The organism is Acinetobacter sp. ANC_7634, from assembly GCF_056779875.1.
Map to the genome: position 1 here is coordinate 16,254 of NZ_JBWYIT010000002.1, position 14,994 is coordinate 31,247.

General features: G+C 40.5%; 13 protein-coding genes. 5 read left to right on the forward strand and 8 right to left on the reverse strand.

Annotation, left to right across the window (positions count from 1 at the left end; translation table 11 throughout):
• The first annotated feature begins 7 nt into the window (after nt 1-7).
• Genes tssM through AC1M9A_RS03885 form a run of 4 tightly spaced genes read left to right on the forward strand, consistent with a single transcriptional unit; the run spans nt 8 to nt 5,898 of the window.
• Nucleotides 8-3,847, forward strand: coding sequence for a type VI secretion system membrane subunit TssM (gene tssM / locus AC1M9A_RS03870; protein ID WP_481609687.1), 3,840 nt, complete (start codon nt 8-10; stop codon nt 3,845-3,847).
• Between the two features lie 43 nt (nt 3,848-3,890).
• Nucleotides 3,891-4,850 (forward strand): type VI secretion system-associated protein TagF, encoded by a 960-nt coding sequence (gene tagF, locus AC1M9A_RS03875; RefSeq protein WP_092766605.1) that lies wholly within the window; start codon nt 3,891-3,893, stop codon nt 4,848-4,850.
• A complete protein-coding gene (locus tag AC1M9A_RS03880) occupies nt 4,850-5,608 on the forward strand; it encodes an OmpA family protein (RefSeq protein WP_092766604.1) in 759 nt (252 codons plus the stop codon). Before tagF ends, AC1M9A_RS03880 begins: the two co-directional genes overlap by 1 nt.
• A 23-nt stretch (nt 5,609-5,631) precedes the next feature.
• Nucleotides 5,632-5,898 carry a PAAR domain-containing protein gene (locus AC1M9A_RS03885; protein ID WP_092766603.1) on the forward strand — a complete coding sequence of 89 codons (267 nt, stop codon included), beginning with the start codon at nt 5,632-5,634 and terminating at the stop codon, nt 5,896-5,898.
• 135 nt (nt 5,899-6,033) lie between these two features.
• On the opposite strand, the gene AC1M9A_RS03890 is transcribed toward AC1M9A_RS03885, so the two are convergent.
• From AC1M9A_RS03890 to ribF, 5 genes are all read right to left on the reverse strand, one after another.
• Entirely contained in the window at nt 6,034-6,576 is a 543-nt protein-coding gene (locus AC1M9A_RS03890; RefSeq protein WP_481588750.1) for an NADPH-dependent FMN reductase, read from the reverse strand.
• A gap of 120 nt (nt 6,577-6,696) precedes the next feature.
• Entirely contained in the window at nt 6,697-7,179 is a 483-nt protein-coding gene (locus tag AC1M9A_RS03895; protein WP_035270560.1) for an FKBP-type peptidyl-prolyl cis-trans isomerase, read from the reverse strand.
• The gene (lspA, locus tag AC1M9A_RS03900) at nt 7,172-7,714 is read right to left on the reverse strand and encodes a signal peptidase II (protein WP_035270556.1); all 543 of its coding nucleotides are present in this window, start codon (nt 7,712-7,714) and stop codon (nt 7,172-7,174) included. Before lspA ends, AC1M9A_RS03895 begins: the two co-directional genes overlap by 8 nt.
• A complete protein-coding gene (gene ileS / locus AC1M9A_RS03905) occupies nt 7,707-10,553 on the reverse strand; it encodes an isoleucine--tRNA ligase (RefSeq protein WP_481609688.1) in 2,847 nt (948 codons plus the stop codon). Before ileS ends, lspA begins: the two co-directional genes overlap by 8 nt.
• A gap of 61 nt (nt 10,554-10,614) precedes the next feature.
• A complete protein-coding gene (gene ribF, locus AC1M9A_RS03910) occupies nt 10,615-11,616 on the reverse strand; it encodes a riboflavin biosynthesis protein RibF (RefSeq protein ID WP_481592003.1) in 1,002 nt (333 codons plus the stop codon).
• Nucleotides 11,617-11,808: 192 nt separating this feature from the next.
• Between ribF and AC1M9A_RS03915 the strand changes: the two genes are divergently transcribed.
• Nucleotides 11,809-12,375, forward strand: a complete 567-nt coding sequence (locus AC1M9A_RS03915; protein WP_481608689.1) for a 5'-methylthioadenosine/S-adenosylhomocysteine nucleosidase family protein — start codon at nt 11,809-11,811, stop codon at nt 12,373-12,375.
• Between the two features lie 77 nt (nt 12,376-12,452).
• Here the strand turns inward: AC1M9A_RS03915 and AC1M9A_RS03920 are convergent, their stop codons facing one another.
• The 3 genes from AC1M9A_RS03920 to ssuC form a co-directional block, all read right to left on the reverse strand.
• Nucleotides 12,453-13,067, reverse strand: coding sequence for a TetR/AcrR family transcriptional regulator (locus AC1M9A_RS03920; RefSeq protein ID WP_035264923.1), 615 nt, complete (start codon nt 13,065-13,067; stop codon nt 12,453-12,455).
• 315 nt (nt 13,068-13,382) lie between these two features.
• On the reverse strand, nt 13,383-14,177 hold the full coding sequence (locus AC1M9A_RS03925) for an ABC transporter ATP-binding protein (protein ID WP_481609689.1): 795 nt from the start codon (nt 14,175-14,177) through the stop codon (nt 13,383-13,385).
• Between the two features lie 8 nt (nt 14,178-14,185).
• The gene (ssuC, locus tag AC1M9A_RS03930) at nt 14,186-14,983 is read right to left on the reverse strand and encodes an aliphatic sulfonate ABC transporter permease SsuC (RefSeq protein WP_481586967.1); all 798 of its coding nucleotides are present in this window, start codon (nt 14,981-14,983) and stop codon (nt 14,186-14,188) included.
• Nucleotides 14,984-14,994 lie beyond the last annotated feature (11 nt).

A 14,994-nucleotide genomic window follows, 5' to 3' on the forward strand; every position in this document is an offset into this window, starting at 1 on the left:
GAATACAATGCACACGATATTAGGCTATGTATGGCAGTACGTTTCAAACCCAAAGGCAATCATTGCATTGTCATTGTTTGTTGCCTTAGTGTCTGCCTATCACACGATACCTAGACAGTATTTCTGGCCGCTTGCGGTGGCTTATGTACTGGGTCTAATCGGTTATGGAATCTATTGGTTCATTCAACGCAAACGCCATGAGAAGCAAGGGGAAGAATTGGCGGAAGCAATCGAAAAAGATACCCAAGCTGAGTATGGTAAGCAGAAGGATAAAGATGAACTACAATTGGTTCATCAACAGATGAAGGATTCAATTCAGCTCATTCGTAAGTCAAAGCTGGGTGATAAAAAAGGGAATGCAGCGCTATATGAGTTGCCTTGGTATATGGTCATTGGTAACCCTGCTGCCGGTAAGAGTTCTGCCATTTATAACTCGGGCTTAAAGTTCCCATTCGAAGAAACGCATAAAAATGCAGTGTCTTCAGGTTTGAGTGGAACACGTAATTGCGACTGGTTTTTCTCAACAGAAGGGGTGTTGTTGGATACTGCTGGTCGTTACTCAGTCTATGCAGAAGATCACTCTGAGTGGATTAGTTTTTTGAACTTGCTCAAAAAAAATAGATCTAAAGCGCCGATTAATGGACTGATTGTCACCGTCAGTATTGCCGAGTTAGTTAGCCAAAGTCCTGAAAAATCTTTGAAACTCGCTAAAAACTTGAGAGCACGTATACAAGATTTGACGGAACGTTTAGAAATCTTTGCACCTGTGTATTTGGTGTTTTCTAAAATGGATTTGATCGCAGGATTCACTGAGTTTTTTGATTGTTATGATCAGGATGAATTTGACCAAGTTTGGGGAGCAACGCTGCCTTATAATCCAGATTCATCTGAAAATGCTGTTGATCTATTCGAGCATCATTACAATATTTTGTATGATGGATTGAAAAGCGTAAGTACGACTCATTTAAGTCGCCGTCATGCACAGAATATCTCACCAAGTGTGATGACTTTTCCGCTTGAGTTTAAGACTTTAAAACCAGCACTCAAAACTTTTATAGGAACACTATTTGAGGAAAATCCGTATCAGTTCAAACCTGTATTCCGTGGTTTTTACTTCACCAGTGCCTTACAAGAAGGAACGATCGAGAGTCCAATGACGGAGCAAATTGCTCAAGAATTTAGACTTCAGAAAATTCCGAACAGCGAACATGGTATTCCACAAAATTCTGTATCACAGAATCATGGGTATTTCTTAAAGGGATTATTTTCAGATGTCATTCTGAAAGATAAAAACTTGGTGAAGCAACATATTAACCCGGCGAAAAAGCGCCAACGTTATTTGAGTTTTATTGCAGCTTTACTTGGGGTATCTATAATTTTAGGCCTGTGGGTGTGGTCTTACCGTAACAATCAACAGTTGATCGCAGATGTTCAAGCTGATCTGAATAAAGTGATGCAAATGGAGCAGGCATCAGGTCAGCATTTGGCGACACAGCTCGACTCGTTACTAATTTTACAACAGCGTTTAGAACAGTTAGATCAATTTGAAGAAGATCGTCCATTAAAGTTTGGCTTTGGTTTGTATCAAGGCAATGATCTGCGGGAAAAACTTAAAACCGAATATTTAAATGGTGTGCGACAAATTGTTTTAGAACCATCTCAACAAAATATTGGTCAGTTCTTGCAACGTGTAAAAAATAATGAAGCGACACTAAAAGAAAATCACGTTAATGTTGAAATTCAGCAAGTATCGGCTAAACCTGCACAAAATGCTTTGGAACCTTCTGATTCGAATCCCCAAGATGCTTACAATGCATTGAAAGCTTATTTGATGATGAGCAATTCAAAATATATGGAAGCAAGTCATCTGAGTGATCAGGTTACGCGCTTTTGGCGTTCATGGTTAGATGCCAATCGTGGACAAATGCCACGTGGTGAAATGATCCAAAAAGCGGAGCAGGTGCTGACCTATACCATGACATTGGCGAATGATCCAAAATTCCCACAGTTGTCAGCGGATGCGCAATTGGTTGATCAAAGCCGACAAGTATTGTTGGCGGTGATGAAGGGGATGCCAGCACGTGATCGAGTTTATAATGAGATCAAAATGCGTGCTGCTGTACGATATCCAGCAGTGACAGCAGCTCAAATTGTAGGTGAGAACAATCGTAGTGCCGTATTAGGTTCTTATGCTCTTCCTGGGGTATTTACATATAAGGCATGGAACGAATATATCGATCAAGCCATTGATGAAGCTGCGAATAGTCCGACAGACAGTCGTGACTGGGTGTTGAACAGCAATCAATCAGATGACCTCACCTTTAGTGGTAGTCCAGATCAAATTCGTAAGCAGCTGACTGAACTCTATAAGAAAGAATATATCGCAGAGTGGCGTAAATTCTTGAATGGAATTTATTATGCAAAACAACCTGATTTTGCCCAGCAACATAAAACAATAGATTTATTGGGTGAGCCTCAAAACTCCCCGATACGTTTGCTCATTGAGCATACAGCGAAAGAAACCAATTGGGATAACCCTGTGGTTCAAGCGGAATTGGCGGCTCCACAAACAGGATTTATCGCTTGGTTTAAACGTAAGGTTCTTCGTCAAGATAATACCAATGAAATTCAACGTGCAGCTGAGCGCGCCCAAGGTGCTATCTCAAAAGAATTTAACGTTTTTTATCAGTTGGTTCGTAAACGTGATGATCAGCAAAATGAATCATTACTTGATGAGTATTTAGAAAATCTCGCACAGGTACGTAGTAAGTTCAATGACCTCCGAAATGCAGGGGATATTGGCCCAAATGCGATGGCTTTGGTAAAACAAACCATCAATGAACAAACCTCAGTATTTAATACTACGCAAAAACTTGTCGATGAAAAACTGACGGTAGGTCTGAATGATATTGACAATAAGCTCATTCAAAAGCTTTTGGTGAGTCCACTGACACAATCCTTTGCAAGCTTAATCACGCCAGCACAAGATGAGATTAATAAATTATGGGTGATGCAAGCTTATCAACCGTTTAATCAGACTCTGAGCCAAAAGGTTCCATTCAATACCTCGGCTTCAATCCAAGCGACGAGTAGTGAAATCGGTCAAATCTTCGGTGAGGGCGGTAGTATTGCCAATTTTGTTAAAGAAACGCTCGATCCATTTGTGATTCGTCGTGGCTACACACTGACTTCTAAAACGTGGAAAGACCAAGGCATTATCTTGAATCCACAATTTGTGATGAGTTTCCAACGCTATGTTTCACCACTTAACGGTGTAGCTACAGGTACTTTGTCACAAGGTTCTGCGCCTGCTGCGACCAATCAGTCCAACTTCCAATTCTATCCATTGTCTAATCCACAGTTGCTGTCTTATACGATTGATATTGATGGTCAACGTATGGTCTTTGAAAATGGTATCCAACAGTGGGTGAACTTTGTTTGGCCGAATACTGGTGCTATTCCTGGAGCGCGTATTACTGCAGTCGATCTCGAAGGGAAAACGCATACGATTTTTGATGCACCAGGTGAATACGGGATCAATCGTTTGATCGACTCTTCACAACGTCGTGATCAAAATGGTGTCATCGAAATGACTTGGGCAAGTGCTCAACAACCATCATTAGCGGTAAAAGTAAACTTCCGTTTGATCAGTGGGAATTCAGGTCAAGGTGGAACAGGCGTTGGCTCTAATCGTGATTTAAACGGTTTGCAATTGGTTGATAAGGTGACGACCAACAAGGCGACAGCACGTGTGGTATCTGCTCAAAAGGCACCAACACCAGCACCTCAAGCTGAGAATTCAACGAATACGGCATTGCAAAATGCAACACAAGGAGCACAGCCATGATGTATGGAGTACAACTTAAGATGGATCATCAGTAGGAGGCGATATGTACAGTGTGAAAACAACGCCTTTGTACTATGGTAAGAGTCCTGCTCGTGGCGATTTTCTGAAAACCAAAGGACAGTATTCTTTGATTCAAGTGATTGATCAGTGGATTACTGAAGCGCTTGAAATGGCAATGAGAAATCCAAATTTCGATCAAAATTATCAAAGTTTGGCATCATTAGATTTCTTTATTGCCAATCCGCGTGAAAATATGTTCTTGGTTGCAAACTTAGTGACCAGCCAAGACAGCTCAGGTCGTCAGTTTCCTATGGTGTTGAGTCACTTATTGGAAGTGGATGCACCCTACCAAAATTTGCTCTATGCACCTTATAGCTATAAGCCAGTTTTGATTGACTTATTTCAAAGAAACCGTGTGATTCGTCAAATTCGAGATGCTGATGATTTAATCGAAAAACTGGCTCAGCTCAAAAAAGAAATTCAAGTTCTTGATGTAACTGAATCAACCGCTTTTTTTGAAAATCATACCATGCATTCGTTTGCACAAATGATGAAAATATCGGTCTATGAGCTTGCACAAAGCATGATTGGGCTAGGTCTTTTACTCCAACCTGTATTAAAAAATGGAACGAGTAAACTGAATAAGGTGTTAATTTTACCGATTCACAACCCTAGTTTTTGTTATGAAATCGCAGCATTCTGGGTTAGTTTAATTGCAAGATTTTTGCCAAAACATAATACCGAAGTGTTAATTGGTATTCTTCATTCAGAACGTCCAGTTTTATTATTTGGCTTTCAGGGCGCAGATATTGAAGCATTAAGTGATATTTTCAATCAGAACTTAAGCTCTGAACATTGGGTTTCATTGGTACAAGCACAGTGGATTGATCGCTATTTGGAGCAAAATGCAGGTCTTGCTGCACTCGAGCAATCTTTGTGCGAACGACAGTTAAGTTTAAATCAAGGAATGAAATTATTCCGACAGACTTTTATAGAAGAATAATGATGAAGAAAACCTTATTAAAGATTTCATTGCTTAGTTCGATATTGAGTATAAGTGTTATATCGTTTGCGAAAGAAATTATCGTTGAGGGAGTTGTTCCTAACGAGATGAGCAAACAGGCCATATTGAATAAAATGAAAGTGGTCTATAGCCAAGACCAAATTATCGATAAAATTCAGGTTCGTCCTGTCACTGCACCCAATGGATGGAGTGATTCCGTGACACAAGTCATTACACCTGATCTTAAAAAAGTTTCTCAAGGAAAATTGAGTGTAAGAGGAACACAAGTTGAGCTCACAGGTAAAGTCCTCAATCAAAATGATATCGTACCGACTCAAAATACATTTCAAAATTTAGTTGTGGCACCTTATCGCTTTAATGCACAGTTATCTGTGAATCATGCAGAACAAGCCATCATTGATAATGCTTTAAAAAATCGAATTATTGAATTTGCTTCTGGAAGTGCCACACTTTTACCAGCAGGCACACAAATTTTAGACGAAATGGTGGTTGCGCTAAACAAAGTTCAAGGCAAAAATGTCAAAATCATCGGACATACTGACAGTCAAGGTAATCCACAGAAAAACAAAGAATTGAGCTTGCAACGTGCGGATGCAGTAAAACAATATTTGATTGCCAAGAATATTTCACCTTCACGATTAAGTACAGCGGGTATGGGTGCTGATGAACCTGTTGCAGACAATGCAACGGAAGAGGGTCGTAAGAAAAATCGAAGAATCGAGTTTGAAGTTCAATAAAATATTATAAAAGGAACAAGTGTATGGCTTTCCCTTATATTACGATTGGCTCTCCAACCACTGGTGGTGGGCAGGTTATTTCAGCAAATAGTTCTTTCTTAATCGAAGGTAAGCCAGTTGCTTGTGTAGGGGATAAGGCCACCTGTCCTAAACATAAAACGGTGACGACAATTGTTGCGGGTGACAGCAAAATGGTTATTATGGGAAAACCCGCCGCACAGCATAATTCACCTTTGGCATGTGGATGCAAATGTATAGGGAATCAAAGTTTAACGGTTGGACAAAATTAGTTAATTCATTGGGATCTGTATCTAAAAAGAACCCTCTAATTTTAGAGGGTTTACTTTTTCAACTATAATTTTATCTCGATCAAAGTGTCTTCGGTATTTGTAATCGCGCACCTACTGATGATCTGAAGATGATTATTACGCACTTACATATTGCACAATTTTATCAAACGCAGATTTAAGCGCTTTGTCATCGAATTCATTGCCTTCGAATGTTTCATTGCGATTGCGTGCAAAAATATCGCGAATCTCAACCACGGCATTTGAGTCGACTAAACCTAATTGCGTAGCAACTTGACGGATTTGATCGATAGAGCGAGAGCCATTACTACCGCCATAACTGACATAAGCAGCAGGTTTTCCATTCCACTCTTTACCTAAATAGTCGAGTGCATTTTTAAGTGCAGGGCTGTATCCATGATTATATTCAGGACTAATAAATATAAATGCATCACCTTTCGCGATTTGAGCAGCCCATTCTTGTTGCTTAGGTTGATCATATATACCCGTTAGTGGTGGATTTGCTCCAGCGAAAAACGGTAAATCCCATTCTTTTAAGTCCACAATTTCTGTCTTAATCGTGCTGTAGTTATATGATGAAATCGTGTTTTGAACCCAATTTGCAACTTTAATGGCTGTGCGGCCTTCTCGAATGCTTCCCACAATAATTTGAATATTCACCAAATTTATCCTTCTATCTGTTATCACACTGACTTTAAAATGTTTTTTTTAAAAAAGGTAGATCGAAAATGTATCTAAAAAAAAGCGCCATAAGGCGCTTTTTTATGTACGAATCAGGCATTACATAATTTTGATGCCTTGCTGACCTGCTGGTGTTACTTTGAAAATTTCAACTTCAAAAGTAATGTCCTTACCAGCAAGCGGATGGTTAAAGTCGACCTCAGTGATATCATCACCAACCGATTTAACCACACCATATAATGACTGCTTTGCTTTATCTTCAAACTCAATCATTTGACCTTCAGCAGGACGTTGCTCAAATTTAACAGTATCAAATTTTTGCACGTTCTCTTGGTTCCAAGGGCCAAAAGCATCTTCAGCAGGTAAACTTACTGTACGACGGTCACCCGCGCGTAAGCCAAATAAAGCTTTTTCAAAACCAGGCAATAAGCTGCCATCACCTATCACGAGGCTTACAGGTTCTTCGCGACTACGGGTATTATCAATTTCAACACCATTTTCAATGGCTACTGAAAAGTGTAAATGTACTTTTGAACCCGCTTCAATGCGAGTATCTTCATTTGGATTAATAAAATCAGTCATTTTGCGCTTCCGCACGTTGAATACGATGTTTCTCTAAGAAAAAAGTATCGATCAGCATTAAGATGGTACCTAAAGTAATGGCACTATCTGCAAGGTTAAAAGCAGGGAAGTGGCTATTGTTATAGTAGACATGAATAAAATCTACAACATAGCCTAAACTTACTCGATCAATAAGATTACCAATCGCCCCACCTAAGATGAGTGCGATGGCTAAAGGCAATACTTTCATGTTTTTTGGCATACGCATAATCCAAAACACAAAAATAACCGAGACAATTCCTGCAAGTGATGTAAAGAAATAACGTTGCCATCCACCGGCATCGGACAAGAAACTAAAGGCAGCGCCGTAGTTATGTAGTAATGTCCAATTTAAAAAAGGTAAAACAGGTACAGGGTCTGCATAAGTCAGATGTGTACTTGCTATCCATTTAGTCCATTGATCCAAAATAATGGCAACAATAGACAATCCTATCCACCACAAATTGTGGGGATAGAATTGGAATAAACCTTTTTTATTATTTTGTGGATTAGGCATATTTTCTCTCTTCGCCTTGACCTGTAGGGAGGTTAATAATACAACGACCACATAGTCCTGGATGTGATGGATGTGTATTCACATCAGGCAGAACATGCCAGCAACGAACGCATTTTTCGCCGTCAGCAGCAGAAACTTTCACATTCAAGCCTTCTAAGTCAGATACTTCACCTTGTGCTGCATCGAAACTATTGACTATCACTTGTGAAGTAATGAGAACGAAACGAAGTTCATCGCCTAATTTGTCTAGAACGGCTTTAAGTTCATCATTCGCCCAAAGCTCAACCTTAGCAGACAAGTTTGAACCCACAGTTTTCGCACCACGTGCTGCCTCGATAAACTTATTCACTGCCGATTTCACATTGATCAATGTTTGCCATTCAGTTTCTGATACGACATTGGCACTTGATGCAGTCGGAATATCATACCATTCAGCAGTGAAGACATATTTCTCAGTTTGACCGGGAATCAATGGCCAAGCTTCTTGTGCGGTGAACGTTAAAATAGGTGCCATCCAACGTACAAATGCTTGAACCAAATGGTACAACGCAGTTTGTGCAGAACGGCGTGCTTGAGAATCTGCTTTGGTGGTGTACTGACGGTCTTTGATAATGTCTAGGTAGAAACCACCTAAATCGTTGATACAGAAATTCGTCAGCGCACTTGTCACGATATGGAAGTTCATATCTTCGTAAGCTTTCTTAATGGTTTCTTGCACTTCTGAAGCACGTTGCAAGATGTATTGATCAAGTGCAATCAAATCATCAGTCGCTAAGCAATCAGTCGCAGGTTGGAAACCATTTAAGTTTGCTAACAAGAAACGCAATGTGTTACGAATACGACGGTAACCGTCTGAGGCACGGTTAAAGATTTCTTTACCTGCGGTCATTTCATAACGGTAGTCTGCAGATGCAATCCAGAAACGAAGGCCATCAGCACCCATATCTTTAATGATGTCTTGCGGTGTGATGACGTTACCGATCGATTTCGACATCTTACGGCCTTTCTCATCGACCACGAAGCCGTGTGTCAACAAGCCTTTATACGGTGCGCGTTCGTTGATTGCCATTGAAGTCAACAATGAAGATTGGAACCAACCACGGTGTTGGTCTGAACCTTCAAGGTACAAATCAGCAGGGTCTTGTAGCTCTTCACGTTCACGAAGGACTGCAAAGTGTGTTGTACCTGAATCGAACCATACGTCTAAAGTATCTCGAACAGCGTTATAGCAATCTGCATCATCACCGATGAATTCGCGTGCATCACGGTTATACCAACCATCAATACCTTCTTGCTCGATTAACTTCGCAACTTCTTCAATCAATTCAGGTGTACGAGGGTGTAACTCGTTAGTATCTTTATGAACGAAGAATGGAATTGGCACACCCCAAGTACGTTGGCGAGAGATACACCAATCTGGGCGACCTTCGATCATCGCTTGAATACGGTTTTTACCCCAATCTGGTACAAACTCAATATCATTTTCAATCGCGTTCAATGCACCTTGGCGTAGACCTTTGGCATCCATGCTGATGAACCATTGTGGTGTTGCACGGAAGATAATCGGAGTTTTATGGCGCCAGCAATGTGGGTAGCTATGTTTAATCACAACATGTGCCCAAAGTTTGCCTGCTTCAGTCAATGCTGCAATAATTTTTGGATTGGCTTTGTAGATGTGCTCGCCTGCAAAGAGTGGCGAAGTTGGTAGATACACACCATTACCACCGACTGGGTTTTCAACTTTTAAGTTGTACTGTAAGCCAACTTTATAGTCGTCTACACCATGACCTGGTGCAGTATGTACAGCACCTGTACCGCTACCGTCAGTCACGTGCTCACCTAAGATTACAGGCACTTGGCGTTCAGCGATCAGTGGGTGTTGCAGAACAAGGTTTTCAAGTTTTGCACCAGTGAATTCTGCAATGACTTCAAATGCAGTAAAACCATAACGCTGAGTAGCTGATTCAACCAATGATTTCGCAAGAATGAAGTTTTGAGGTACTTTGTCTTCGCCAGTCGCTTTCACAAGTTGATATTCGAGATCAGCATGAAGCGCAACCGCTTGGTTGGCAGGCATAGTCCAAGGTGTTGTGGTCCAAATCACGATGTCGGTACGTTCAGCAATGTCTACACCCAAACGTGCAGAAAGGTCAGCTAAATCAACAACGCTGAAACCCACATCAATTGCGTCTGATTTTTTATCTTCGTATTCAACTTCAGCTTCAGCCAATGATGAACCACAGTCTAAACACCAGTTGACGGGTTTAAGACCTGGTTCGATATGACCTGCTTTGGCAATAGCACCCAATGAACGCACGATGTCGGCTTCTTGTTTGAAGTTCATCGTTAAGTACGGATTGTCCCAATCACCAAACACGCCCATACGCACGAAGTCTTTCTTTTGCAGTTCAACTTGTGTGTAAGCATATTCACGGCAGGCTTTACGGAATGTAGAAGCATCTACTTTTACGCCGACTTTACCGACTTTTTCTTCAACTTTAAGTTCAATTGGAAGACCATGACAGTCCCAACCCGGTACGTATGGTGCATCAAAACCATCCATTACTCGGCTTTTAATGATGATGTCTTTTAAGACTTTGTTAACCGCATGACCTAAGTGAATTTGACCATTCGCATATGGAGGGCCGTCATGAAGCACATATTTTTTCTTGCCAATACGCGACGCACGAATCTGCTGATAAATGTTGTCGGCATACCACTCTTCTAACCATTTCGCTTCACGTACTGCGAGATTTGCTTTCATCGCAAAGTCAGTACCTGGGAGGTTTAGCGTGGCTTTATAGTCCACTGCATTTTCAGGAGTTTGCTTATCGCTCATGCAAGTTGTCTTCCAATTTAATCAGTCTAAAGCTGACGCGTTTTACAAAAATTAAGGAGTATTAATAAGGAAAGTTGGGGTTATTTCGGCGAAACTCAAGCAGTTGCTCAACATCATCATCGATCCCAGCTTTGAGTGCTTCTAGCGAAGGATAATTCTTTTCGCCGTGAACAAAGTTCAAAAATGTTACCCGCATTAACAGACCATACAGATTAGCAGAAACATCAGGGAAATGTACTTCTAATCGCCACTCTGGATGTTCCTGTTGGATGGCTGGTCGGGTGCCGACATGTCCTGCACCGAAAAGGGCTGTAGACTCATAACCAGCGATACCTGGATATTCGGCATTTTCATTGCGAACTTTGTCTTTTAACGATTCTGTTTCACAAATCACTTCAACACCATAGATACCATGTAAACAGGGCTTATGGCGGTTTAGACGAACATTGATAGTTGGAAAGTTAATGGTGCGACCGATTTGATCACCATATTGAACACGACCCGTAATGCTATACGGGCGACCAAGTAGCTCCGCAGCTTTTTTAAGGTCCCCTGTAGCCAAAGTTTGGCGTATTAAGGTAGAGCTAATACGCTCGCCATTCAGTTCAACGTTATTTAAATCGGTGACTTGAAAACCATAATCGCGCAAGAATTGGCTATTACCTTGTCGGTTTTTACCAAAATGATGATCTTCACCAAGTACTAGGCTTTGGGTATTCAGCTTGTATTTTAGAATATCAGCAAACTCTTCCGCACTTAAATTACGGAAAGTGTCATCAAATTTGGCAACAACAATATAGTCGATACCAAGTGCAGCCAAATGTTCCACTTTTTCACGTAATGAACTAATTCGTGGTGGTGCATCGTAACTTTTAAAATATTCTAAAGGCTGTGGCTCAAAAATCATCACCACAGTTTTTAAATCTTGTTGTTGTGCAATGTCTTTTAATTGCTGAACCATCGCCTGATGACCCAAATGAACACCATCAAAATTGCCAATGGTGACGGCAGTTTTGGGCAATTGAAAGTTGGGCGCTAAAGCATTCAGACGGAGTAGCTTCATGGGCGAAATGGTGACTAAAATTAATTTGGGCTATATATTGCCATATTCTCACAGTTTCGTCTTGTTGTTGTGTTTTTATTCAATACTTTTCTTGTTCTAGATCAAGACGCTTGAGTCATTAGATCAAAGAAACTTTTATTTCGGGATATATTTTTGTCTAATGTATTCCATTCGAAATTTAATGAGTAAGTAATGTCTGATCTAGCCCTAATTATGGCCCTAGCAAGTGAATCTAAAGGATTATTCGAAGCTGAAAATATTGCAGTACATTACAGTGGTATTGGTAAGGTGAATGCAGCATTTAAAGCATTTGAAGTGATTCAAAAAACGGGATGCACAACTTTGCTGAATTTAGGAACAGCAGGAAGTTCGCATTTTGATGCACATTCCTTGGTTGAAGTAACGACATTTGTACAGCGAGATATGGATGTTTCACCGCTTGGCTTTGAAGTTGGTGTTACACCGATGGATCAGGAATTTCCCGCAGCGATTAACCTAGAGCCGTATTTTCAACATCTTCCCAAGGGCATTTGTGGGACTGGCGATAGCTTTGAAACTGGTGCACCTAAGGTGCCATGTCAGTTGGTTGATATGGAAGGATATGCGCTCGCCAAAGTATGTAAGAAACTTGGCGTTCGTTTGATTTCCGTGAAATACATTACAGATGGGGCAAATGACACCGCACATTTAGATTGGGAGGAGAACTTGTTGTTGGGCGCTCAAAAATTATTGGCTTTATATCAGAGTATGGAACACTAGATTTTGAAGATTTTGGCGACCATAGAAACTATGGTCGTATGCCAGAGATCAATCTCGAAGAGATTTAGAGAAACCAATTATGGTCGAGGTAAAATACCGTATAGCATCATATGGACTGTATGCTCAATGGTACGTTGATACATGGTGCGATTGCGCAAGGTTTTTCCCGTTACCATTTCAGTTTGGGTGCTAAAATCAGCATAGTTTTGTGTGATACCCCAAAGGTTAATAATTAAAACCTCAGCATCGATCTTGTCTGATATTTTGCCTTGCTCTTGCCACGTGGAAATGACTTTAGATTTACGTTTGAAGAGTTTTTTTAATGGGCCTTTCAAAATTGGCAGGATATGTGGTGCGCCTTGGATAATTTCTAAAGCAAATAATTTTGATGCCTTATGTTGAGTACGGGAAACCTCAATCTTTTGCATGAGATATTGTGTGATCGCTTCAGCAGGCTCTAAATCAGCTTCCAACATTTGCAGTGGAGCTAACCATTTTTGCATGACAGTAGTCAGTACTTCGACATAGAGCGCTTCTTTATTTTCATAGTAATAGAAAATATTCGATTTGTGCATTTCCGCGAGTTGTGCAATTTCATCTAAGCTTGCACCACTAAAACCATACACAGAAAACACATCTAATGCAGCAGCTAAAAGCTGTTGACGTTTTTGCGTACTCTTCTTTTGTTCCATCTCGTCAGTAAATTATAAAAAGGAACCTCAAATTGTACGGCAAAACGTGCGATTTGTGCACAAGGATTAGGGCATTTGCAAAAGAATATGAAGAATAATTGTGTAGTTAAGTGATAAAACTAATAATAAGACACATGTACAATTTATTTGATAAACAAATACATATTACTCATGTGGGAAATGCTGATCGAGAATATCTTTTAATTTAATTAAAAAAAGCCATTTATCAGTACGAAAAGTGTCTAATTTTCCGACGAAAATTAGACACTTCCATTTACCTCATTCAACAATTCAGAATGTCATATTTTGTATCGCTTAAGTTGAAAGTACGGCTTCTAAAACTTGTTGTTCAAGCTCTGCAAATTTGACATTTTTTTGTCGCGGTCGTGGTAAATCTACTTTGAACTGATGTGCGATATGACCTTTATCGAGCAAAATAATACGATCTGCTAACTGAACAGCTTCACTGACATCATGTGTCACTAAGATGGTGGTGAAGCCTTGTTCTAACCATAGTTTCTCGATTAAATTTTGCATGTCTAAACGCGTAAGCGCATCTAAAGCCCCCAAAGGTTCATCAAGTAATAGTATTCGAGGGGTATGAGACAAGGCACGAGCTAGCGCTGCTCGTTGACGTTGTCCACCTGAAAGTTGTGCAGGCCAAAGTTCAGCTTTTTCATTTAAGCCAACTTTTTCCAATAATGCTTCAGCCTTATCATGCTGGGATTTATCTAAGCCCAATTGCACATTTTTTAAAATGCTTTTCCATGGTAATAGGCGAGGATCTTGGAACATGACGCGGATGTCATCAGTGGTAATACCTTCACGAAAGTTCAGTGCAGATTTAAATTTAATCTCACCATAACTCGGTTGTTCTAAATCCGCGATTAACCGTAACAACGTACTCTTACCACAGCCACTTCGACCCACAATGGCAACAAATTCACCAGGTTCTATATGTAGGTCTAAATCCTCTAATACTTTAACTTTGCCATAGAACTTGTGCAGTTGTTCAAGATTGATTTCTGCACCGATTTTTTGTGGAGCTGATCTGGCATGATCTGGAATGACATGTTCATCAGCGAGATTTGAAATACTTAAATCAGTCATATGCATTCCTATTTTTGATAGCCTGGATGCCAGCGTAATAAATATTTTTCTAAGGCAACCGCGAGTACATCCGCTAATTTACCAAGTAGGGCATACAGTAGAATCCCAACTAAAACGACATCTGTTTGTAAAAATTCACGCGCATTCATGGTCATGTAGCCAATTCCAGCTTGTGCCGAGATGGTTTCAGCCACAATTAAAAGAACCCAAACTAAACCTAGTGCGAAGCGCAAACCAACTAAAATGGAAGGAAGAGCACCTGGTAAAATAATTTCTTTGTATAACTGCCAGCGTGTTAATCCATAACTCTTGCCCATCTCGATCAGCTGAGGATCTACAGATCGGATACCGTGATACGTATTGATATAAATTGGGAAAAACACGCCAATCGCGACCAAAAATAATTTGGCAGATTCGTCAATTCCAAACCATAGAATCACCAATGGAATTAAAGCTAAAGCTGGAATATTACGGATCATTTGTAGGGTCGTGTCGAGTAACGTAGAGGCGACTTTAGATGAGCCATTTAACAACCCTAAAAATAATCCTAAGCCACCACCAATCAGCAAGCCAATCAGTGCACGTCCCGCACTGACTTGGACATGTGTCCACAGTTCACCACTAAGCAATAGATGCCAAAAAGCCAAAACCACTGCGGTTGGAGCAGGCAAGACGCGGCTTTCTAAAATGCCAGTGACTGATGCCAGTTGCCAAATCACAATAAGAAAAATGGGTACTAACCAAGGCAACAAACGTTGCCCCAGTTGTTTGATTCCTCGAGAGAGAAAACCTTCAGCTTTAACCACCTTGGTTTTAC